This window comes from Algibacter aquimarinus (assembly GCF_039543265.1).
Classification (GTDB): Bacteria; Bacteroidota; Bacteroidia; order Flavobacteriales; family Flavobacteriaceae; genus Algibacter_B; species Algibacter_B aquimarinus.
Genome location: NZ_BAABJK010000007.1, coordinates 183,733 through 206,788 on the forward strand (window position 1 = coordinate 183,733; position 23,056 = coordinate 206,788).

At 32.6% G+C, this 23,056-nt stretch carries 21 protein-coding genes; 9 read left to right on the forward strand and 12 right to left on the reverse strand.

Annotated features, from left to right (window positions below; translation table 11 throughout):
• Window positions 1-58: 58 nt before the first annotated feature.
• Window positions 59-622 carry a DUF3109 family protein gene (locus tag ABD939_RS11880; protein ID WP_345168859.1) on the reverse strand — a complete coding sequence of 188 codons (564 nt, stop codon included), beginning with the start codon at window positions 620-622 and terminating at the stop codon, window positions 59-61.
• A 144-nt stretch (window positions 623-766) separates the two neighbouring features.
• Between ABD939_RS11880 and ABD939_RS11885 the strand changes: the two genes are divergently transcribed.
• From ABD939_RS11885 to ABD939_RS11895, 3 genes are read left to right on the forward strand one after another with little or no spacing between them, the layout of a single operon-like run.
• A complete protein-coding gene (locus ABD939_RS11885) occupies window positions 767-1,354 on the forward strand; it encodes a MarC family protein (RefSeq protein ID WP_345168860.1) in 588 nt (195 codons plus the stop codon).
• A gap of 38 nt (window positions 1,355-1,392) precedes the next feature.
• The gene (locus ABD939_RS11890) at window positions 1,393-1,596 is read left to right on the forward strand and encodes a hypothetical protein (RefSeq protein ID WP_345168862.1); all 204 of its coding nucleotides are present in this window, start codon (window positions 1,393-1,395) and stop codon (window positions 1,594-1,596) included.
• A 1-nt stretch (window position 1,597) separates the two neighbouring features.
• Entirely contained in the window at window positions 1,598-2,203 is a 606-nt protein-coding gene (locus ABD939_RS11895) for an FAD-dependent oxidoreductase (protein WP_345168863.1), read from the forward strand.
• 3 nt (window positions 2,204-2,206) lie between these two features.
• On the opposite strand, the gene ABD939_RS11900 is transcribed toward ABD939_RS11895, so the two are convergent.
• From ABD939_RS11900 to ABD939_RS11915, 4 genes are all read right to left on the reverse strand, one after another.
• Window positions 2,207-3,796: a S41 family peptidase gene (locus ABD939_RS11900; protein WP_345168864.1), complete on the reverse strand. Its 1,590-nt coding sequence runs from the start codon at window positions 3,794-3,796 to the stop codon at window positions 2,207-2,209.
• The gene (locus ABD939_RS11905; RefSeq protein ID WP_345168866.1) at window positions 3,796-4,227 is read right to left on the reverse strand and encodes a deoxycytidylate deaminase; all 432 of its coding nucleotides are present in this window, start codon (window positions 4,225-4,227) and stop codon (window positions 3,796-3,798) included. The genes ABD939_RS11900 and ABD939_RS11905 overlap by 1 nt, the downstream gene beginning before the upstream one ends.
• Window positions 4,228-4,337: 110 nt before the next feature.
• Window positions 4,338-4,928 (reverse strand): HupE/UreJ family protein, encoded by a 591-nt coding sequence (locus ABD939_RS11910; protein ID WP_345168869.1) that lies wholly within the window; start codon window positions 4,926-4,928, stop codon window positions 4,338-4,340.
• Window positions 4,929-5,012: 84 nt separating this feature from the next.
• A complete protein-coding gene (locus tag ABD939_RS11915) occupies window positions 5,013-5,963 on the reverse strand; it encodes an NAD-dependent epimerase/dehydratase family protein (RefSeq protein ID WP_345168871.1) in 951 nt (316 codons plus the stop codon).
• Between the two features lie 157 nt (window positions 5,964-6,120).
• Between ABD939_RS11915 and ABD939_RS11920 the strand changes: the two genes are divergently transcribed.
• A complete protein-coding gene (locus ABD939_RS11920) occupies window positions 6,121-6,642 on the forward strand; it encodes a hypothetical protein (protein WP_345168873.1) in 522 nt (173 codons plus the stop codon).
• A gap of 70 nt (window positions 6,643-6,712) precedes the next feature.
• On the opposite strand, the gene ABD939_RS11925 is transcribed toward ABD939_RS11920, so the two are convergent.
• A complete protein-coding gene (locus ABD939_RS11925; protein ID WP_345168875.1) occupies window positions 6,713-7,429 on the reverse strand; it encodes a tetratricopeptide repeat protein in 717 nt (238 codons plus the stop codon).
• Between the two features lie 189 nt (window positions 7,430-7,618).
• Here ABD939_RS11925 and ABD939_RS11930 point away from each other — a divergent pair, with 189 nt between their 5' ends.
• A complete protein-coding gene (locus ABD939_RS11930) occupies window positions 7,619-8,086 on the forward strand; it encodes a CBS domain-containing protein (protein ID WP_345168878.1) in 468 nt (155 codons plus the stop codon).
• A 28-nt stretch (window positions 8,087-8,114) separates the two neighbouring features.
• Here ABD939_RS11930 and ABD939_RS11935 read toward each other — a convergent pair whose 3' ends face one another.
• Together ABD939_RS11935 and ABD939_RS11940 are read right to left on the reverse strand one after the other, a co-directional pair.
• Complete coding sequence (locus tag ABD939_RS11935; RefSeq protein WP_345168880.1) at window positions 8,115-8,465, reverse strand: hypothetical protein; 351 nt, start codon at window positions 8,463-8,465, stop codon at window positions 8,115-8,117.
• Entirely contained in the window at window positions 8,465-8,995 is a 531-nt protein-coding gene (locus tag ABD939_RS11940; RefSeq protein WP_345168883.1) for a GNAT family N-acetyltransferase, read from the reverse strand. The genes ABD939_RS11935 and ABD939_RS11940 overlap by 1 nt, the downstream gene beginning before the upstream one ends.
• A 180-nt stretch (window positions 8,996-9,175) precedes the next feature.
• Between ABD939_RS11940 and ABD939_RS11945 the strand changes: the two genes are divergently transcribed.
• The 3 genes from ABD939_RS11945 (at window position 9,176) to ABD939_RS11955 (ending at window position 13,819) form a co-directional block, all read left to right on the forward strand.
• Window positions 9,176-9,508 carry a single-stranded DNA-binding protein gene (locus ABD939_RS11945; protein WP_345168886.1) on the forward strand — a complete coding sequence of 111 codons (333 nt, stop codon included), beginning with the start codon at window positions 9,176-9,178 and terminating at the stop codon, window positions 9,506-9,508.
• A 246-nt stretch (window positions 9,509-9,754) separates the two neighbouring features.
• A complete protein-coding gene (locus ABD939_RS11950; RefSeq protein ID WP_345168889.1) occupies window positions 9,755-12,346 on the forward strand; it encodes a phosphoenolpyruvate carboxylase in 2,592 nt (863 codons plus the stop codon).
• A gap of 78 nt (window positions 12,347-12,424) precedes the next feature.
• The gene (locus ABD939_RS11955; RefSeq protein ID WP_345168892.1) at window positions 12,425-13,819 is read left to right on the forward strand and encodes an amidohydrolase family protein; all 1,395 of its coding nucleotides are present in this window, start codon (window positions 12,425-12,427) and stop codon (window positions 13,817-13,819) included.
• A gap of 70 nt (window positions 13,820-13,889) precedes the next feature.
• On the opposite strand, the gene ABD939_RS11960 is transcribed toward ABD939_RS11955, so the two are convergent.
• From ABD939_RS11960 to ABD939_RS11975, 4 genes are all read right to left on the reverse strand, one after another.
• On the reverse strand, window positions 13,890-15,110 hold the full coding sequence (locus ABD939_RS11960) for an ammonium transporter (RefSeq protein ID WP_345168895.1): 1,221 nt from the start codon (window positions 15,108-15,110) through the stop codon (window positions 13,890-13,892).
• 25 nt (window positions 15,111-15,135) lie between these two features.
• Window positions 15,136-15,474, reverse strand: a complete 339-nt coding sequence (locus tag ABD939_RS11965) for a P-II family nitrogen regulator (protein ID WP_345168898.1) — start codon at window positions 15,472-15,474, stop codon at window positions 15,136-15,138.
• 190 nt (window positions 15,475-15,664) lie between these two features.
• Complete coding sequence (locus tag ABD939_RS11970; protein WP_345168900.1) at window positions 15,665-16,948, reverse strand: ammonium transporter; 1,284 nt, start codon at window positions 16,946-16,948, stop codon at window positions 15,665-15,667.
• Window positions 16,949-17,040: 92 nt separating this feature from the next.
• The gene (locus ABD939_RS11975; RefSeq protein ID WP_345169090.1) at window positions 17,041-18,075 is read right to left on the reverse strand and encodes a porin; all 1,035 of its coding nucleotides are present in this window, start codon (window positions 18,073-18,075) and stop codon (window positions 17,041-17,043) included.
• Between the two features lie 464 nt (window positions 18,076-18,539).
• Between ABD939_RS11975 and gltB the strand changes: the two genes are divergently transcribed.
• Complete coding sequence (gene gltB, locus ABD939_RS11980; RefSeq protein ID WP_345168904.1) at window positions 18,540-23,054, forward strand: glutamate synthase large subunit; 4,515 nt, start codon at window positions 18,540-18,542, stop codon at window positions 23,052-23,054.
• The last annotated feature ends 2 nt before the right edge of the window (window positions 23,055-23,056 follow it).

Genomic DNA, 23,056 nt, shown 5'->3' on the forward strand with positions numbered 1-23,056 from the left:
CTTAAACAATGCTAACCCTTATAAAAACTAGTGTTTTACCAAATTATTTTTGAAGCTGTTAAAAAGTTTTAGCAACCTTTTCTAACTCTTCATACCAATCTTCTCCAAATTTCCTAATTAGAGCTTCTTTTACAAATTTGTAAACTGGAATTCCTAGTTCTTCACCTAACGCGCAAGCATCATCACAAATTTGCCATTTGTGATAATTTACAGCTGAAAATTCTGTATACTGTTGAACTCGAATAGGATATAAATGGCATGATATTGGTTTTTTCCAAGAAACCTCTCCTTGATTGTAAGCCTCTTCAATACCACAAAGTGCTGTTTTCTTTTCGTCAAAAATAACATAAGCACAATCTGCACCATTTATTAGCGGTGTTTCAAGATCTCCATCTTGTGTAGTAACAAATGTTCCTTGTTTTTCTATAGCTTGAATACCTTCTTGCCTTAAAAACGGTTTCACTTTTGAATAAATAGATTCTAGTATATTGGTTTCATCTTTCTCAAGCGGCGCTCCAGCCTCACCATCAACACAGCAAGCACCTTTGCACGCCGAAAGATTACACATAAAATCTTTTTCTATAACATCCTCAGAGACAATGGTTTTTCCTAACTGAAACATAAAAATAATTATCTTGTAGCAAACAAAAATAGTTAATATTTAGGTTTATTTAATTAAGATAATAAGCTACTTTTGCCGAAAAAATAAGAACCCATAAAAAACGTAATACACTACAAGACATTTTAAAATTTAAAACTAAAAATAATGCAACTCGATTTTAAAGAAATATTTACAGCTTTCATGGTATTATTTGCCGTAATAGATATTATTGGCAATATTCCTATTGTTATAGATTTAAGAAAAAAAGCTGGTCATATTCAAAGTGAAAAAGCTTCAATAATTGCAGGAGTAATTTTAGTTGTTTTCTTGTTTTTAGGAAAAAGTATTTTAAATCTTATAGGTATTGATGTTAACTCCTTTGCTGTAGCCGGTGCATTCATCCTATTTTTTATTGCTTTAGAAATGATTTTAGGCATTACATTATACAAACAAGAAGAACACGATGCCATGACAACAGCAGTTTTCCCTTTAGCATTTCCATTAATTGCTGGACCCGGTAGTTTAACCACATTATTATCTTTAAGAGCAGAATTTAGAACTGAAAACATAATTGTTGCGGTTATAATGAATGTAATCATTATTTTTATAGTATTAAAAACTTCAGGTAAAATTGAACGTGTTTTAGGAGCCAATGGCATTAATATTGTGCGCAAAGTATTTGGCGTTATTTTACTAGCTATTGCTGTTAAACTTTTTGCCCATAACATTAAAGCGCTTTTTGATATTGCCTAAGTTTATTATGAGGTTTTGAAAAACAAAAATTATTATAAATGAAAATATTAACTATCATAATTAGTTTAATCGCTTTAGGTCTTATTGGGTTTAACCTAACACAGGTAAACTATGAAGCCCCTTTTGAAGGTCAAAGTATGGTTGCCATTATTACGATTGTAGCATCGCTTTGCGTGATACTTATGATGATGATTTTAAGAGTTTCTAAGCGTATTGAACAGAAAGTAAAGGGACACAAATAATATGTTTGATGCTTTAATAGTAGGTGGTGGTGCAGCAGGATTATCTTGCGCTTTAGTTTTAGGTTCTGCTGAAAACAAAGTTTTCGCTAAAGACAAGCATATTGGCATTATTACACATCAAAAAACATCACATTTACAAACCGCTCTTTTTAATAATGTTTTGGGATTTACTCCAGGAACAACTGGGGCATCTATTTTAGAAAGTGGCAAAGCGCAACTATCAAGCTTGTATCCTCATGTTGAACAAATTGACACAGAAAAAGTTTCAGAGCTATCTAAAATTCAAAATGGTTTTGAAATAAGAACGAACAAAAACATCTATAAAGCCAAAATTGTTGTAATTACTGTTGGTTACACAAATTTAATGCGGATAAAAGGTTTAGAGCAATATATTGAACCGCACCCTAGAGCAGCTATAGAAAAGGATCGTATTTGGCTAAAAAACACCAATCATTTAATTGAAGACAATTTATATGTTGCTGGAACTTTAGCTGGTTGGCGCAGTCAATTTGCAATCGCTTCAGGAAGTGGTGCGCATGTGGCTACCGATATTTTAACACTTTGGAATGGCGGGAAGAATACTAAGGTGCATGATAAAATTGAGTAATTATTAATTCTCATCACTCAACTTAATTACTTCATCAATCATAATATCACGTTGATTGAAAATTTCTTCAAAAGAACCTCCTCCATAAAGTTGGTCTGCCAAAGTAGCTTTTAAATATTGCTTAACCTCATCATGATATGCGACAAAAGTAATTTTAGAATCGGTTCTTACGTTTAAATAATCTTGAAATGCAAATACTAAATCATCATTAATTTCGAAAGAGTCAATAAAATCGCGTTTAGAAATACCATCATATAAATGTCTGTCTTTCTCTAACTCTTCAAAAACAAAATAACTAATAAAACCTCTGCGCTGTAAAAAGTTTAATGTTTCGTTGTGCATACTGTTATCTATAGGCACAAAAACATCCGGAATTATTCCACCTCCACCATAAACTACTTTTCCTTTTGGCGTTGTAAACTTTAATGAATCTGCAACTTGAATCTTTTCTGGATCTAATAATTCGCCGCTATCTAAACGCTCAAAATATTCATCATAGTAATCCTTATTTCCGTTTTTATAAGGACGTTGAATCGATCGTCCTGTTGGTGTGTAATATCGAGAAACTGTTAAACGCACTGCGCTACCATCGCCTAAATCCATTTCGCGTTGCACAAGTCCTTTACCATAAGAACGTCTCCCAACAATAATACCTTTATCGTTATCTTGCAAGGCACCTGCTACTATCTCGCTTGCAGATGCAGAATTCTCATCTATAAGCACGTAAATTTGTCCATCTTCAAAATCGCCTTTGCTTGTTGCAAAACTTTTTTCTATACTCCCTCGCTTATTTTTTGTAAAAAGAATAAGTTTATCATCTTCTAAAAACTCATCTACCATTTGCTCTGCAATTCCTAAAAAGCCACCAGGATTATCTCGTAAATCTAAAGCAACTTCTGTAGCACCTAGGTTCTGCAATTTATCTAATGCTTTTTTAAATTCCTTATAAGTAGATTCTGCAAATCTATTCACTTTTATGTAGCCTAACTTTTCAGTTAGCATATAAGCAGCATCTACACTTTTAATAGGAATTTTACCTCGCTTTACTGTAATATCTAAAAGTTCAGGCTCTCCTTTTCTGTAAACTTTTAATTTGACTTTAGAATTTAACGAGCCTTTTAACTTTTTTACTAATTCGCCATCTTGTAAGCTTGACCCATAAAGGGAATCGCCATCAGCCATAATAATTCTATCTCCACCTTTTATTCCTGCTTTTTCACTTGGCCCTCCTTCAATAGCTCTTATAACGGTAATAGTATCTTTATATGTGTAAAAACTAACTCCTATGCCTACAAAATCGCCTTTCATTTCCTCGGCTACACGCTCCATGTCTTCTTTAGGAATATAAACAGAATGCGGGTCAAGGTTATTTAAAATACCATTTACAGTAACATCTACTATACTATCTGTATTTATTTCGTCAACATAGTCGTAGTCGATATAATCTATAAGCCTATTAAGTTTGTCTTTTTTACTATTTGTAGAGAACAAACGATCAGGCGAGTCGGTAAAATTTAATTTTCCTCCAATGAAAACACCTGCTGCTATAGCAACAGATAAAACTAATGGCAAGTATTTTTTTTGATACGACATTAGGCTGTTAAATCTTCTATTTGTTCGAGTTCAATTCCAGCTTTTTCTAAAAACTTTAATCCAGAATTATCTTTATAGGCCTGATTGTAAACCACTTTTATAATACCCGCTTGGTGTATTAATTTACTACATTCTTTACACGGCGACATAGTAATATAAAGTGTTGCTCCTCTGCATGATTGTGTTGAGGATGCTACTTTTAAAATGGCATTAGCCTCAGCATGTAAAACGTACCATTTTGTATAGCCTTCATCATCTTCACAAAAATTTTCAAACCCTGATGGCGTTCCGTTGTATCCATCAGAAATAATCATTCTGTCTTTTACAATTAGTGCACCAACTTGTCTGCGTTTACAATACGATAATTTACCCCATTCTTCTGCAATTCTTAAGTAAGCCTTATCGTATTTAAGCTGTTTATTTTTTGGCATTAATTTGTTTTGATTATGATTTTACTCCTTATTATAGTAAAACCTATTAACGAATATAGTTGGTTCGTATTTTAATTACAACACAAGTTCGTTAAAGTTTTATGAAAGTTTTAAGATAGAAAGTCGCTGTTAAGTATCATAGGTATTACCAATCCGACTACTATTGCTGATATTACCATAATCCAATCACGCTTGGTAAATCTGAAGATAGTTTGTACCACATAACTTAAAAATAGCACTACAAACACTATAATTACCTGAGATAGTTCTATCCCCAAAGCGAATTCTAAAAGCAGTACTAACTTATTATCAGAATCGCCTAAAAGCATTTGAAATTCGCGTGCAAAACCCAGACCATGAATTAAACCAAAGGATAGTGTGGTTAAAAATAATACACCTACTTTTTCTTTTTGCGCACCTTTGCCAGCTGTAAATACATTAAAAAGTGCTGCAATTAAAATAGTAATTGGTATTAAAAATTCTACTACCTCGGCATTTACACTTACTACATTATAAGCTGCTAAAACAAGAGACAATGTGTGCCCAAGAGTAAACATTGACACCAATAGTAAAACGCGTTTCCAATCTTTAAAAACATACGGAATGGTCAGAACGATAAGAAATAAAACGTGGTCATAAGCATTAATGTCTAGAACGTGGTTAATTCCATATTCAACATTAAACCAAAAATTTTCAAGCATATTAATTATGATTTAGGGGTACACCCATTTAACTTTTAAATATAATTTTTTAGTTAGTTAAAATTGGCTTAGTCAAATATACGATTATTTATATTTTTCTCTTAATTGAGTTAGCATCTCTTTAGTAATGTCTTCTAAAGTAAATTGGTGTTTCCATTTCCAGTCTTGTCTTGCATAAGAATCATTTATACTTTTGGGCCAACTATTTGCAATATCTTGTCTGTAATCTGGATTGTAAATCATTTCAAAATCGGGAATATATTCCTTGATTGAATCTGCAACTTCTTTTGGTGTGAAACTTATGGCTGCTAAATTGTAAGAGGACCTTATTTTTATATCACTGCTATTTGCATTCATTATATCTACAGTTGCTTTAATGGCATCGTCCATAAACATCATTGGAAGTTTGGTATCTTCTTTTAAAAAGCATTCGTAAGCTTTATCTGTTATTGCTTTATGGTAAATTTCAACTGCATAATCTGTGGTTCCGCCACCTGGTAATGTCTTCCAACTAATAATTCCTGGATAGCGAATGCTTCTTACATCAACATTATACTTGTTAAAGTAGTACTCACACCAACGTTCACCAACTTGCTTGGTAATACCATAAACAGTTGTAGGCTCCATGGTAGTATATTGCGGTGTATATTTTGTGGGTGTAGTTGGCCCAAAAACTGCAATACTTGATGGCCAAAAAACCCTTTTTATAATTTTATCTTTTGCTAAGTTAAGTACATGAAATAGAGAAGACATATTTAAATCCCATGCTTTAATTGGATGTTTTTCGCCTGTAGCGCTTAACATAGCTGCCATTAAATAAACAGTATCTACATTATGTTTTTCAATACAAGTTTTAACACTATTATAATCTTGAGCATCTACAATTTCAAAATTACCTGCATTGGCTATTTCTAAATTACTGTAGTTAATATCGCTTGCCACTACATTTTCATGGCCATGAAACTCTCTTAATTTAAATGTTAATTCGGATCCTATTTGCCCACAAGCACCAATAATCAATATTTTATTACTCATTTAAAACACACATTGTAAAGATTCTTCAAAAATAACAAGATTTTATTGATAATAATTTATTTTAAAAGCTAAATATTCTTAACTTCATCTTCACATACTCAAACAAAAAATAATTGATTATTCTATATTTGTAGTTCTCGTTTTTAAATAAAATAACATGTATATAAAACCCTTGTTTATTTTTAGTTTTTTAATTCTATTTTACTCTTGTAAAAAGACTCAAGACCCTAATTTAGGTAATATAGTTGATGATAACACGAGCGGAGAAATTACTAAAAAAGACCTCACCGATTTAGATTTTATAGAATTTGCCTTGGATAGTAAAACTGAAAAATTAGTTACAGATTGGCAAGGTTATTTTGAATTACAAAACCTAATAACAAATGTTAAAAACGGAGATTTAAGTTTTTTTAATAATGAGAATAATGATGAAATAAAAGTTTTACTTGAAGATCTTAAATCTGGTGTTCCATTGGATGTAAAAAGTTCATCAACTTCAGCAAGAATTCTAGCTTTAGAAACAAAACTTTATAAACTTGAAAGTTTATCAACTATAGAAACAACTAACAAAAAAGAACTTGTTAATGGTATAAAAGAGTTTTTAGCTTCTTTTTCTAATTTAAATTTTCAAATGAACAAAAAAGTAGAAAAAGACAGTAGAGAAATAATAAAGCCTTAAACTGAATAATTTTTAATAAAAAAGACCTTTTCAGATTAATCTGAAAAGGTCTTTTTTATGTTTTACTATTTTAGTTTTTAGGTTGAGCCGCTTTAGCTTGTATCGCCTGTTTTTGTCTTAATAATTCATTTTTACTAATTTGAATTAAATTAAAATTAGGTGCCGTTTTTAAAGTAGCATCTAAAATATCTACAGCCATATCAATGTTGCCCTCCCTGTCCTTATTATATGTGGTTAATGCATCCAAATACATAAAAGCAGACTTTAAAGGTACTTCATATGGTGTTTGGGTTTCGTAAAACGCTTTTTTCATATCATCTTTAGAATTTGCTAAACCATAGGCAATATGCTTACTGGCTTCATCAAGCTTTTGAGTTTGTAAATTTAGTTCAGCTAGCTCATAAGCTACCATAGCATTTGGATTTCGCTTAAACATTTCTTCAAAATGCCCTATGGCTAATTCTAGTTGCTTTACAGATTTTAAAGACACCGCTTTTACTTCAACAGCAATATCAGAATCGTCTACTTTTCTTTCGTAGCCTATAGTATTTAAAGCTTGCACATATTTACCTTCAGACATGTACAAATAAGCCAAAGTATCTTTTCTGGCCTCAGATGGCGCCAATAAATTTAAATGTGTCATTCCATTTATAATGCCTTGAACATCACCTTGTAATTTCATTTGTTGGTAATATGCTTCAAAGTGTTTAACCAAATCTGTGTTTCCTTGTGCACTTAATTGGAAACTACTAATCAACAGAACCAACGCTAATAATTTTTTCATCATCTTATTTTCAATTTAAAGGGCTAAAACTATGAAAAATTAACATTTAATCTCTTAAAAGAATGCTAATTATTTCTCTTAGTCAATATTATGAGAGAAATATTCATTAAGGTTTACTTGTGTGTAGAAGTGAAAATTTTAGGAAAAAAGAAAAAAAATAAGTATATTTAAGATTACTAAATTTATAAGATTATGGGAATAAAGAGTTTTCAAGGTGCACGAAGGCAGCAAAATAATACTACAGATACTACTCCTTTTAAGGTTAGCGATTATATGACAACGAATTTAATTACGTTTACTCCTGACCAGACTATTGAAAGTGTTATGCAAGCCATTATTAAACATAGAATTTCTGGAGGCCCTGTTGTGAATGAAAAAAACGAACTAGTTGGTGTTATTTCTGAAGGTGATTGTATAAAACAAATAAGTGAGAGCCGTTATTACAATATGCCTATGCAAGACAAAACTATTGAAAAACATATGGCCGTAAATGTTGAAACCATTGATGGAAATATGAATATTTTTGATGCGGCAAACAAGTTTTTAAATGCTAAAAGACGTCGTTTCCCAATTATTGAAAACGGTAAACTCGTTGGGCAAATAAGCCAAAAAGATGTACTTAAAGCTGCTATGCAACTGAAAGGGCAAAATTGGAAATAAGTAAGTTTTTTTAATTGTTCTTTTTTAATTACTCACGTTTCACCAAAGCATAATAATCTCCTTCCAATGGCAGATAACCTTGATCGTAAACAAAGTAATAAATTGTGCCTGCCTTTGTGGTATATATACTTGTGAAATAATTAAAATCGAAACCTGCTTCAATTAATTTTGCACGCGATGTTTTTGTTTTCTGTTTCGGATTAAGGGTTTCTAAAATTCTGTAATTTTTTCGAAGTCTGTTATTTGTGTTTCGAATTAAATTTTTACTGTCCTTATTTACCCGATTATTGTAAGCATTTCTACAACCGTCTGAACAGAACTTTTTATCAATTCTTCCAACGATTTTATCGCCACATTCTAAACATTTTTTTTGTTCCATTATTTATTTTCAATTTTATACCAACGTAAATCTAATTTTTCTTTTTCAAAACAAAAATCTTCAACATAATGCAATCCAATTTTTAAAAGTACTTTGTGGGACGCTTGATTTCTCAACTCAGTAATACCATAAAGTTCTGGTAATTTTAAACTGTTAAATGCATAATCAACTGCTAGTTTTCCAGATTCGGTTGCATAACCTTTACCCCAAAACCGTTTAATTAATCGGTATCCAACATCATAAAATTTAGTATAGCCATTCATATTATATTCAGTATTTAATCTAATTCCAGACCAGCCAATAAACTCGCCTGATGATTTTTCTATTGCTGCCCAACGGCCAATACCTCTTTCTTCATATTGTTTGATTATATCATTAATTATTTTTAGAGACTCTTGTTTAGTTTTAACAGGTTTGTTTCCCAAATATCTATGAACTTCGGGGTCTGAATCTAATTCAAACATACCTTCTAAATCTGAAGGCCGTATCTCTCTTAAAATAAGTCGTTCTGTTTCTAAATGAAATTTCATGATTAAATAAAAAACAAATATACAAAACTCAATATTTATTCATTTACAAACGACTACAAACATTTACAAACGAATTTAAGCAAGTAATTACCGAATAAAATTTTGATGTGGTTACATCTTTGCAGTGTCGAAACATAAGAACTCGATAGTATTAACTGTTTAACGATAAAATTTAAAATTATGAACACACTTAGAAACAAAGTACAGTTGATTGGTAACCTAGGAAACAATCCAGAAATCATCAACTTAGAGTCAGGAAAAACTTTGGCAAAATTTAATATTGCTACAAATGAAAGTTACACCAATAATAAAGGTGAAAAAATTACAGATACGCAATGGCACAATGTAGTAGCTTGGGGTAAAACCGCTCAGATTATAGAAAAATATGTAAAAAAAGGTAAGGAAGTTGCTATTGGAGGAAAGTTAACCACTCGCAGTTATGATGACAAAGATGGAAACAAACGATACATCACTGAAATTGTTTGTGGCGAACTATTAATGTTAGGAAAATAAACCTTTTTTTGCCCAAAAAATATTTAAAAGGAGATGGTTTAAATAAAACTGTCTCCTTTATTCATTCTCAGAAATAACAAAAATTGAATAAATAAAAACTTATAAAAAAGTATTTTAATCTCTCTTTTTTTAATTATCCTCAATGAAAATTCGCTAAACACAAAAAATCAATAAAACTTCGATTAGTCTGCTCGCCTTAGTTTTTGCTTTAGTATTTTTATAGCTAATTTCCATTAGATTATATACATGTCTCTAGAACCAAAAATTACTCGATTTAATCAGAATGTTTTGTCAAAATACCAAATATACAACAGTATATTCATGACACTACCTTTTGATTCCGTAACAAAAACAGGAGTTTTACTACCTCTTTTCCATGAAACCTGTGAAAAAGGATTTAATAATGGAGACAACCCTACCACTATTGTTAATACTTTCTTTGAAAAATACCAAGCCAGACGAAATAAACAAAGTCAAATAAATCTCCTTTTTAGGTTTATTCAATATATTGAAAGGCAAGTTGTTTTATTTGATGCCATTGAAGATGCTTCTTTTTCTATTGTAAACAACATGGAAGGTGTAGGTACACTACGAAACTTAAAAGGCACTGCAAAGGCCGAAGGAAAAATAGAAGACTTAAAAGAATTTCTTGAAGAATTTAAAGTACGTATTGTTTTAACAGCGCATCCAACACAGTTTTACCCAGGGTCAGTTTTAGGTATTATCACAAATCTAACGGAGGCTATCAAAAAAAATGATCTAAACGGTATAAATGATTTATTTGGCCAATTAGGAAAAACTCCTTTCTTCAAACATAAAAAACCAACACCCTATCAAGAAGCAAAAAGCTTAATGTGGTATCTTGAGAATGTATTTTATAAAACCTTTGGTGATATTTACAACTACATCCAAACAAATATTTATGATGACGGAAAGAAACACAACGATATTATAAATATAGGATTTTGGCCAGGTGGAGACCGAGACGGAAACCCATTTGTAAAACCAGAAACCACACTAAAAGTAGCTAAAAAATTAAAAAAATCTATTCTAAAAAAGTATTACCAAGATTTAAGAGATTTAAGAAAGAAGCTAACCTTTAGAGGTGTTGAGGAACGCATTATTCGTCTTGAAACGATTATGTATGACTATAGCATAAACTTAAAAACAAAAAAAGCTATTAGTGCTAAAGAACTAAGAGCAGAACTTTTAGATATTAGAGATATTATTGTTGAACAACACCAATCGCTTTACGTAAGTGAAATTAACAATCTTATAAATAGAGTTCATCTTTTTGAATATAGATTTGCTTCTCTTGACATTAGGCAAGACAGCAGAATACACCACAGCGTATTTACAACTGTTATAGATCGTTTAATAGCAACAGGAAAATCGTCTTTTCCAGAAAACTATCATGATTTATCTGAGACTGAACAAATTGAAATCTTATCTAAAGCCACTGATGATATTGGAGATTTAGATACATTTGAAGATGAAATGGTTAGAAATACTTTGAAGACCATTGCCATCATAAAAGATATCCAGAAAAGTAATGGAGAGCGTGGTGCCAACCGATATATAATTAGTAATAATCAAACCGCACTTAATGTTATGCAACTATTTGCCATGTTAAAAATGGTAGCCTTTAAAGATGATTTAACGGTTGATGTTGCGCCTTTATTTGAGACTATTCCAGATTTAGAAAACGCTCCAGGTGTTATGGAACAGTTGTACCAAAACCCTGAATATATAGCACATTTAAGAGCTCGAGGAAGCAAACAACACATTATGCTTGGCTTCTCCGATGGAACAAAAGATGGTGGTTATTTAATGGCCAATTGGGGTATCTATAAAGCCAAAGAATTGTTAACTGAAATGTCTAGAAAATACGATATTACTGTTATATTCTTTGATGGTCGTGGAGGACCTCCTGCTCGTGGTGGTGGAAAAACACATAATTTCTACTCATCACTAGGCCCTACAATTGAAGATAAAGAAGTACAAATAACCATTCAAGGGCAAACCGTAAGTTCTAACTTTGGTACAAACGATTCTTCTCAATACAACCTAGAACAATTGATTAGTTCAGGTATTAAAAACAGAATTGACGGCGAAAAAAACCGTTTATCTGATGAGGACAGAACTGTAATGAATGACTTAGCTGAAACAAGTTACGAGACTTACAAAGACTTTAAAAGTCACGCCATGTTTATCCCATATTTAGAGCGCATGAGTACATTAAAATACTATGCAAAAACTAATATTGGCAGTAGACCTTCCAAACGAGGCACATCAGATAAATTAGTGTTTTCAGACTTAAGAGCCATTCCTTTTGTTGGTTCTTGGAGTCAATTAAAACAAAACGTTCCTGGTTTTTATGGTGTTGGTACTGCCTTAAAAGTATATGAAGATAATGGTGAATGGAATAAAGTAGAAAACCTTTATAACAACTCTAAATTCTTTAAAACTCTTTTAGAAAATAGTATGATGTCCTTAACAAAATCGTTTTTTGATTTGACAAAATACATGTCTGATGACAAAGAGTTTGGTGAATTTTGGAACATTATTTTTGAAGAATATCAAATTACAAAAAGGTTATTATTAAAGCTAACTGGCTACAGCGAATTAATGGAAAATGAACCATCAGGAAAAGCATCTATTGAAGTAAGAGAATCTATAGTTTTACCACTATTAACCATACAGCAATATGCCTTAAAAAAGGTTCAGGAATTTGAAAAAGCTGGCGTGCCAAATGACGACCCAGATAAATTAATTTATGAAAAAATAGTAACGCGTTCGTTATTTGGTAATATAAATGCTAGCAGAAATTCTGCTTAAACATAATTAAATATTCATTATCTTCATATCATTAACATGAAGATAATGAATACAATTATGAAGAATTTTTATTGCCTAATGATATTTACAATAATATCATTTTCTGTTTTAGGACAAACTTCCTTCTCAAAAGAAACCCAATCTTACATATTACATCAAAAGGGTATTTATGTTCTTCAAAATTTAACAATTATTGATGGCCTAGGGGTACAACCAAAAACCAATCAAGATATTTTAATTAATGGTGAAATCATAGAAGCCGTTGGCATTGATTTGCCAATTCCAGAAAACGCAACTGTAATTAATATGCAGGGTAAAAGTGCTATTCCTGGTATGGTTATGTTGCATGAACATCTTTTTTACCCTAAAGCAACCCCTGGCGGATTTGGTGTAAATCAAATGAGTTATTCCTTCCCAAAACTTTATTTAGCTGGAGGAGTTACAACCATGCGAACCGCAGGAAGCATAATGCCTCAAGCAGATGTTAATCTTAAAAAATTCATTATGAATGGTGAAACTCCCGGCCCGAAAATGGATGTCACTAGTCCGCACCTAGACAGAGAAGGTACTGGTATTTTAGAATTAGGTCCGTTTACATCAACTGAACAAGCAGTTAAAATGGTTGATTTTTATATAGAAATGGGAGTAACATCAATAAAAGTGTATAATTTTATTAGTAAAATTGACTTAAAAGCCATAGTTGACGCAGCCCACAAAAAAGGCGTAAAAGTAACGGGGCATTTATGCTCTATAACCTACAGGGAAGCTGCAGATATTGGTATAGATAATTTAGAGCATGGTTTTTTTGCAAGTAGTGATTTTATAATTGATAAAGAATCAGATGCGTGCGAGCCATTCAAACAATACAATTCCGTCAGAAAATTACCAGTAGACTCAAAAAAAATGACAGATCTTATAAATCATTTAGTCAATAAAAAAGTTGCTTTAACCTCTACAATTAATGTTTTTGAGCCTTATACAAATAGAGAGATTGTTCCTGGAGGCGGAATAGACGCCCTGTACCCAGAAGCAAAAGAAAAAGTATACAAGAGGTGGGCAAGCAAACAAGGTAAAGATTCTTTAGATTACGTGATTTTTAACAAATCAAAAAAATGGGAAAAAGCATTTTATGATGCTGGTGGCTTATTGGTTGCAGGTACAGATCCCACTTACGATGGTAGAATTATTGCAGGATACGCTAATATGAGGTTATTAGAATTATTTGTTGAAATGAACTTTACCATTCCTGAAGCTATAAAAATATGCACACTTAATGGAGCAAAATACTTGGAGCAGGACGCAACCATTGGCAGTATTGAAAAAAATAAAATTGCTGACATTGTTATTTTAAATGACGACATAAGTAAAGATATAAAAGCTATAAGAAGTATTGAAATGGTTTTTAGAAATGGAGTTGCCTATGAATCAAAAAAGTTATTTAAGGCTGCAAATGGTTTAGTTGGAATTAGATAAATATAAAAAAAGGATGTCTTGCTTTTAAGCAAGACATCCTTTTTTACTAAATAAAATTATTTATTATAATTTAATGCTCATTCAATCTAAAGTCTGGATAAGCATCCATACCATGCTCATGTGCATCTAAGCCTTCTAATTCTTCTCTTTCTGATACTCTAATACCAATAGTTTTCTTTAACGTAAAGAATATTAAGAAAGAAGATATTATACATATTGCAGCATAACAAAGTACTCCTATTAACTGCGCAGAAAATGTATGCTCTGGGTTTGTAGAAAAAATACCTACAGCTAGTGTTCCCCAAATACCACATATTAAATGTACTGCTATTGCTCCAACAGGATCGTCTAATCTTATTTTATCAATAAAAGCTACTGCAAAAACAATAAGTATACCCGCAATACCACCAATAATAATGGCACTCTCTGGAGTCATAACATCTGCTCCAGCAGTTATCCCTACTAAACCACCTAAAATACCATTTAAGAACATAGTTAAATCTAGGTTTTTATACATAATTGTAGATGTAACCATAGCTACAACACCACCTGCAGCTGCAGCTAAACAAGTAGTTACTAGAGTTAATGATGTTAATTCTGGATCTGCAGAAAGTACAGAACCTCCGTTAAATCCAAACCATCCTAACCAAAGTATTAAAACCCCTGCTGTTGCTAATGGTATACTGTGCCCAGGTATGGCTTGTGGCTTGCCTTCTTTATTAAATTTACCAATACGAGAACCAAGTAACCATACAGCTACTAAAGCTGCCCAACCACCTACTGAATGTACTAATGTAGAACCAGCAAAATCGTAGAATCCTAATTCATCTAAAAATCCGCCACCCCATTTCCATGAACCGGCTATTGGATAAATAACGCCAACATATATTACTGTAAAAATCATGAAAGCGCCTATTTTCATACGCTCTGCGACAGCTCCAGATACTATTGTTGCTGCTGTTGCTGCAAACATCCCTTGAAATAAGAAATCCGTCCACCACGTATAACCACCATCTGCATAGTCCGGAGTCATTCCATTTTCTGGAGGAGAAATACCAGGTACAATTGAACCAACATATCCGTTAAAATCTCCAGGATACATTAAATTAAAACCAATTAAATAATAAAGTAGAAGCCCTACAGTGATTATAAATATATTCTTGAATAAAATGTTTATTGTATTTTTCTGCCTAGTTAATCCAATTTCTAAAAATGCAAAACCTGTGTGCATGAAGAAAACTAGTGCTGTACAGATCATCATCCATACATTGTTTGTTGTTAATAATTCCATAATTAATTTTGTGTTTAGATGATTTTTATTTTAGTGTGTCTCCGCCTTTTTCTCCTGTTCGTATTCTATAACATTCTTGTACATCGGAAACAAAAATTTTACCATCTCCTACTTCACCAGTTCCTGCAGAACTAATAATTGTTTGAATCGTTTTTTCAGCAAAATCATCGTTTACAACAATAGAAAGATATCTACGCTGTATGTCGCTTGTACTATAAGAAACACCTCTGTAAACATGACCCTCTTTTTCGTTTCCTAAACCAGTAACATCCCAGTAAGAGAAAAAGTTTACGCCTACTTCGTGCAGCGCTTCTTTAACCACGCGGTATTTTGATTTTCTGATAATTGCTTCAATTTTTTTCATAATAAACCTTTGTTTTAATTGGTTAGCTTTTCAAAAATAAAAAAATATTAAAGTGACTTAGAATAATGTCTTATTAATAAAAAACTATTATTAGTTTATTAAAAAATATATAAAAAGGGTGCTTTTTTTTTATCAAAAGCACCCTTTTTCACTAAACTAAGTAATTAAGATTTTTCTACTTTTCTTATTCTTACTCTTCAATTTCTCTTTGTCTTTTACCTGGATATGCTAAAGCACCGTGCTCAGATAAATCAAGACCTTCAATTTCTACTTTTTCAGAAACTCTCAATCCTAGAGTTTTCTTAAGTATAAATAAGAATATAAATGATGTAGCTACAGCCCATATTGCATAAGCTAAAGTACCTATTAATTGCGCTACAAATTGAGCAGAACCACCACCGTTAAATAAACCGATACCAGCATCTCCATCAACTCCCCATAGACCGATAACTAAAGTACCCCAAGCACCAGCTACACCGTGCACAGAAAATGCACCTACAGCATCATCAATTTTAAGTTTTTTCTCAACAAAATCCATTGAGAAAACAACTATAATACCTCCTATGAAACCTGCAATTATAGCACCACCTTCAGTCATGTTTCCACAACCAGCAGTAATACTTACTAAACCAGCTAAAGCGCCATTTAAAGTCATATCTAAATTTGGTTTTTTATATTTAAACCACGATAAGAATAATGCGCCTAAAGCACCGGCAGAAGCTGCTAAGTTTGTTACTAAAACTACCATAGAAGCACCTGTAGCATCATCACCACCCCAAGCTAATTGAGATCCACCGTTGAATCCAAACCATCCAAACCAAAGGATGAATACACCTAGAGTAGCTAGTAATTTATTGTGTCCAGGAATATCAACAGCTTTACCATCAATATATTTACCTATTCTTGGCCCTACTAATGCAGCAGCAATTAAGGCTGCCCATCCACCAACAGCATGTACAACTGAAGAACCTGCAAAATCGATAAATTCGGCTGGCATGATACCATCAGTATCATTCAACCATCCACCGTTCCATTCCCATCCACCTGCGATTGGATAGATAAAAGCAGTTAAAACAACTGAGAATATAATATAAGTTGAGTATTTTGTTCTACCAGCAATAGCACCAGATACAATAGTTGCAGCTGTAGCACAGAAAACTGTTTGGAAGAATAAATCTGCAGGTCCTTGATTAAACATAAGACCACTCCATCCAATCCATCCACTAGCTGACTCACCATACATTAATGAGTATCCGATAAACCAGAATACTAATGATCCTACTGCTATATCTAGTAAGTTTTTCATGGCGATGTTTACCACGTTTTTAGAACGTGTCATCCCAGATTCTACTAATGTGAATCCTGCTTGCATTAAGAATACTAAGATACCTGAAATAAGCATCCAAAGCATTCCCATGTCGCCTTCAATAGCGGCGGTATCTTGAATTATAAGGGGCATGTTTAATAAAGACATATTTTATAATTTTAAATGGTTAGTAATTAATTAATCTTTTAGAGAATAAACCCGTTTTAATTAAAAAACGGGTTGTAATATTCTATTTATATTTAGAATGAGTAGATTGCGGCTAATACGAAAGAACCTAAGCTTTTAGTTCCAGCTAAATCATTATCGATAAACGCTTCCTCAGAAGCACTATCTAATCTGATTTCTGGCTTAATAGTCAAGTTATCTATTGCTAAGCTACCTGTTAAAGTAACAGCAAAAACAGAACCATCACCATCTGCATCATAACCTCCTATTGCTCCAACACCACCTTCAGTTTCAGTGAAATACTCACCTCTTAAACCGATTGTAAATGACTCAGAAGTAGCCAATTGTGGGTATAAAGCTGCACCTGCAAATGAACCTCCATCTTCAACATCTAAATAAGCAGCATTGATACCTAAGAAGAAATCATCAGATAAATCAAATCCACCTGTAAAATCAATCTCAGTAAAAGATGGGTCTAATAAGAAGTTTAAGAATTGTCCTGAGTATCCTAATTGAGCACCGAATGCATAATCTCCAGTTGAGTTAAACTCTGTTAAGTCAGTATCATTCATAACAGCTAACATTAAGCTAAAATCCTCAGAAATAGCAAAATCAGCTTTTAAACCTGTATGGCTAAATGGCCCATAAGAAAATAAGTAAGATGTACTGTAGTTGAAATTTGCAGTTGGAGAAATTACCTCATATCCTAAAAAAGTATTAAAGTTACCCATTGTTAATGTTACAGACTCACTTACATTCCAGTAAGCATATAATTGGTTTATTATGTTAGAAGATCTGTAAAACCCTCCTAATTGTGGAGAATTGAATACTGCATCAGCACCTCTTGGTCCAAATACTAAATCTGCAACAAACCCTACTTTTTCGCCTTCGTATCCTAATACTACATTAGCCATACCTAAAGCAAAACCAGGTAAGTTGGCAAAAGATGACCCGGGAGCAATAGCATTCTCATCATTAGGAGCAGTAAAATTTGCTCTATAATAAGCATCCACACTACCACTTACAGTAAATGTAGGCTTAGCTTCCTCTTCTTGTGCAAATAAGGCTGTTGCCATAAAAAGCATCGAAAGTGTAATTAATTTTTTCATCATGTTTAAATTTTAGTTATTAATTTTCTTTGGTTAATTAACTTATTGAGCAGCCAAAACTATATTAAAAAAGAATAACCCCCATAAAAAATAGGGGTATTTAGGTAACTTTTATCAATTTTCTAATTTTAACCCTATTTTTTTAGAGGTATTGTCAAAAATAATTGATTTTTTGATTTTTCAACAAACAGATTATTTGAATAATTGTTAGTATTTTCCATTTTTTACTGATACTTATACCATATATTAAATGTTCTATTAATATAAATTCATATATCCGCATTTATTGTTAAATTTTATGGATTGAATAATTATTAAAATATCAGTTTATTATTGATATATAATTAGTTTTATCTTCGCTTCGCTTCTAAAATCGAAATAATGAAATAGCCCTTATTGTAATTCAGTTTCTAGTGCATATCTTTACCTTTCGACTCAAGTTTTTAAACTAAAATTTGCTGATTATGCTGAAGAAACAAGGACTTTATTCCCCCGAATTTGAACACGAAAATTGTGGTGCAGGTTTTATCTGTAATTTAAAAGGAGAAAAAACCAATCAAATTATACATGACGCCCTAGAAATTCTCGTAAAACTAGAACATCGCGGTGGTGTAAGTGCCGATGGAAAAACTGGTGATGGTGCTGGTTTATTAATTGATATCCCTCATGATTATTTTAAACGTGTTAGTGGATTCCCAATACCAGAGCCTAGAGAGTATGCTGTAGGGATGGTTTTTTTACCAAAAGTTAGAAATCAATATCAATTTTGTAAAGACACTTTTGAAAAAGAAATTGAAGCACAAGGGCTAGCCGTTTTAGGTTGGAGAAAAGTACCTGTAGACTCTACGCAATTAGGCGAAATAGCTAAAGCTTCAGAACCTAATATAGAGCAACTCTTTGTTGGTAAAACAGACCCTATTGATGAAGATACTTTTAAAGCTAAATTATACGCTGCCAGAAAAATTACTGAACACGAAATAAGAAACTCTAAAATATCTGAAAGCTCTTATTTTTACTTACCGAGTTTATCAACTACCACTTTGATATATAAGGGTATAATTATGCCAGAAGATATTGGGCCTTATTATACCGATTTACAACAAATAGATTTAGTAACCCGCTTAGCATTAGTACATCAACGTTTCTCTACCAATACAATGCCTACTTGGGAATTAGCGCAACCATTCCGTTTTATGTGTCAAAATGGAGAAATTAATACGCTTCGAGGAAACGTAAGTAGAATGCGTGTTCGTGAAGAAATTATGAGGAGTGATGTTTTTGGTCCTCAAATAGATAGATTATTCCCAATTATTCTTCCAGGAAAATCAGATTCTGCTTCTATGGATATGGTTGTAGAATTATTAACTCATACTGGACGTTCATTACCAGAAATTATGATGATGATGATTCCTGAAGCTTGGGAAAAACACGCCACAATGTCTGAAGAGCGTAAAGCATTTTACGAATATAATGCCTGTATCATGGAGCCTTGGGATGGCCCTGCTTCAGTACCATTTACAGATGGTGATTATATAGGTGCGTTACTAGATAGAAACGGTTTAAGACCATCAAGATATACCGTTACAAAAAGCGGCAAATTAATTATGTCTTCAGAAATTGGTGTTGTAGATATCGAACCTGAAGATATTGAAAGTCATGGGCGTTTAGAACCAGGAAAAATGTTCTTAGTAGATATGAACAAAGGTCGCATCATCAAAGATGAAGAAATTAAAAGCAAAATTGTTTCTGAAAGACCTTATAGAGAATGGCTTAATAAAACAAGATTACATCTAAAAGATGTACCTTATAATAACGAAACCTGCCCTATAGAAACTATAGATATTAAAACAAGGCAGCGTTTGTTTAATTACACTTTCGAGGATATTCAAGAAGTTATAACACCAATGGCTATTGTTGGTAAAGAAGCTTTAGGGTCAATGGGAATTGACACACCTCTAGCCGTTTTATCTGATAGACCTCAGTTAATTTCAAACTATTTTAAACAATTATTTGCTCAAGTTACCAATCCGCCATTAGACGGAATTCGTGAAGAAATTGTAACCGATATTAGTTTGAATCTTGGTAAAGACAGAAATATTTTTAGTATTACCGAAAGACAGTGTAGAAAATTAAGAATACAAAATCCTGTTATTTCTAATGCCGATTTAGAAAAAATTAGAAGTATTTCTATAGAATCCTTTAAGGCAGAAACTATTGAAATATTGTACCCTAAAGCACAAGGACTTAATGGTTTGGAAGATGCGTTAGATGATATTGTTATTCAAGTTGAAAAAGCTTTAGAAAGAAAAACAAACATCATTATACTTTCTGACAGGGGCGTAAATCAAGATCTAGCTCCAATTCCTGCGTTATTAGCTTGTTCTTACGTAAATCATCAATTAAACCGTTTACGAAAGCGTTCTTATTTTGATATAATCATAGAATCTGCAGAGCCTCGCGAACCTCATCATTTTGCAACGCTTTTCGGTTATGGCGCAAGTGCCATTAACCCATATATGGTGAACGAAATTATTAGAATGCAAGTAAAAGAAGGTTTTATAACAGATATGGACGAGCAAAAAGCAGTCGATAACTTTAATAAAGCCATAGGAAAAGGTATTCTAAAAATAATGAACAAAATAGGAATCTCGACTTTACACTCATACAGAGGTTCTCAAATTTTCGAAATAGTTGGTTTCAATTCTCAATTTGTTGAAAAATATTTCCCATACACAGCTTCAAGAATTGAAGGTATTGGCTTATATGAAATTGAAAAAGAAATTGATCAGCGATATAAACAAGCATATCCAGACAGTTCTATTGACAAAAATTTAGGTTTAAATATTGGTGGTGATTATAGATGGAGGCGCAATGGCGAAAGGCATTTATTTAACCCAACAACAATTGCAAAACTTCAACAAGCTGTTAGATTAAGCGACCAAAAAAGTTACGACGTTTATTCTAAAGCCATAAATGAGCAATCTGAAAACTTAATGACTATTCGTGGTTTATTTGAGTTTGACAATTTAGACCCTATCCCAATTGATGAAGTAGAGCCTTGGACAGAAATTGTAAAAAAGTTTAAAACAGGTGCTATGTCTTACGGATCTATTTCTCGTGAAGCACATGAAAATTTAGCCATCGCCATGAATAGAATTGGAGGTAAATCTAATTCTGGTGAAGGTGGTGAAGACAGAAATCGTTTTCATCCAGATGTAAATGGAGATAGCCGTAATTCTGCAATAAAACAAGTAGCCTCAGGGCGTTTTGGTGTGACTTCGCATTATTTAACTAATGCAAGAGAGATTCAAATTAAAATGGCTCAAGGTGCAAAACCAGGAGAAGGTGGGCAATTACCAGGTTATAAAGTATTACCATGGATTGCTAATGCACGAAACTCGACGCCATTTGTTGGGTTAATCTCCCCACCACCACATCACGATATTTATTCGATTGAAGATTTAGCACAATTAATTTTCGATTTAAAAAATGCCAATCGTGATGCTAGAGTTAATGTAAAATTAGTATCTGAAGTTGGTGTAGGAACTATAGCTGCTGGTGTTGCCAAAGCTAAAGCAGATGTGGTTTTAATTTCTGGTTATGATGGTGGTACAGGAGCTTCTCCTTTAACGTCATTAAAACATGCAGGCTTACCATGGGAACTTGGCTTAGCAGAAGCACAACAAACTTTAGTTTTAAATAATCTAAGAAGCAGAATAGTTGTAGAGTGTGATGGACAATTAAAAACAGGTCGTGATGTTGCCATTGCTGCTTTATTAGGTGCAGAAGAATTTGGTTTTGCCACAGCTCCTCTAGTAGCTTCAGGTTGTATTATGATGCGTAAATGTCACTTAAACACTTGCCCCGTAGGTATTGCAACTCAAGATAAAGAGCTACGTAAAAACTTTAAAGGTACACCAGAACACGTTATTAATTTCTTCTACTATATCGCTGAAGAATTAAGAGGTATTATGGCACAATTAGGGTTTAGAACGTTATCTGAAATGGTTGGGCAAACTCATAAAATTAATGCGAATAATGCCATAAAACATTACAAAGCAAAAGGTTTAGATTTATCTAGTATTTTACACAGGCCAACTGCTTATAGAAGCATGACTGTTAAAAACACACAAAAGCAACAGCATGATTTAGAGAATGTTTTAGATTTTACCATATTAAAAGATTCTCATAGAGCGTTGTACAGAAAAGAACAAATGACGCTTAACTATCCTATAAAAAATACAAATAGAACTGTAGGAGCCATTGTAAGTAACGAGATTTCAAAAATATATGGCCACTTAGGATTACCAGAAAATACTCTTAATATAAACTTTACAGGATCTGCTGGACAGAGCTTTGGAGCTTTTGGAGCTTACGGTTTAACTTTTAAGCTTGAAGGAAACACCAATGATTATTTAGGAAAAGGGTTATCTGGAGCAAAACTTATTGTTAAAAAACCTGTAAAAGCCGATTTTATAGCTGAAGAAAATATTATAGTTGGTAATGTTTGTTTATTCGGAGCCGTTAATGGTGAAGCATATATAAATGGAATTGCAGGTGAACGTTTTGCCGTTAGAAACTCTGGTGCCACGGCTGTAGTGGAAGGTGTTGGAGACCATTGTTGTGAATATATGACAGGCGGAAAAGTTATTGTGTTAGGAAATACAGGTAGGAACTTCGCTGCTGGTATGAGTGGAGGTATTGCCTATGTTTACGATCCAGAAAATAAATTTGTAAACGGTTTATGTAATACAGAAACAATCGAATTTGAAGATATATTAGCAGAAGATGCTGCAGATTTAAAAAGCATTATTGAAAAACATGTGCTATACACAGATAGTAACAAAGGCAAAAAGTTATTAGCAGATTGGGATAAAAGCTTAAGTAACTTTGTAAGAGTTATGCCAACAGAATATAAACGTGCTTTGATACGTATTGAGACTGAAGAACCAATGGTAGAAGAATTAACAACAGCATAATG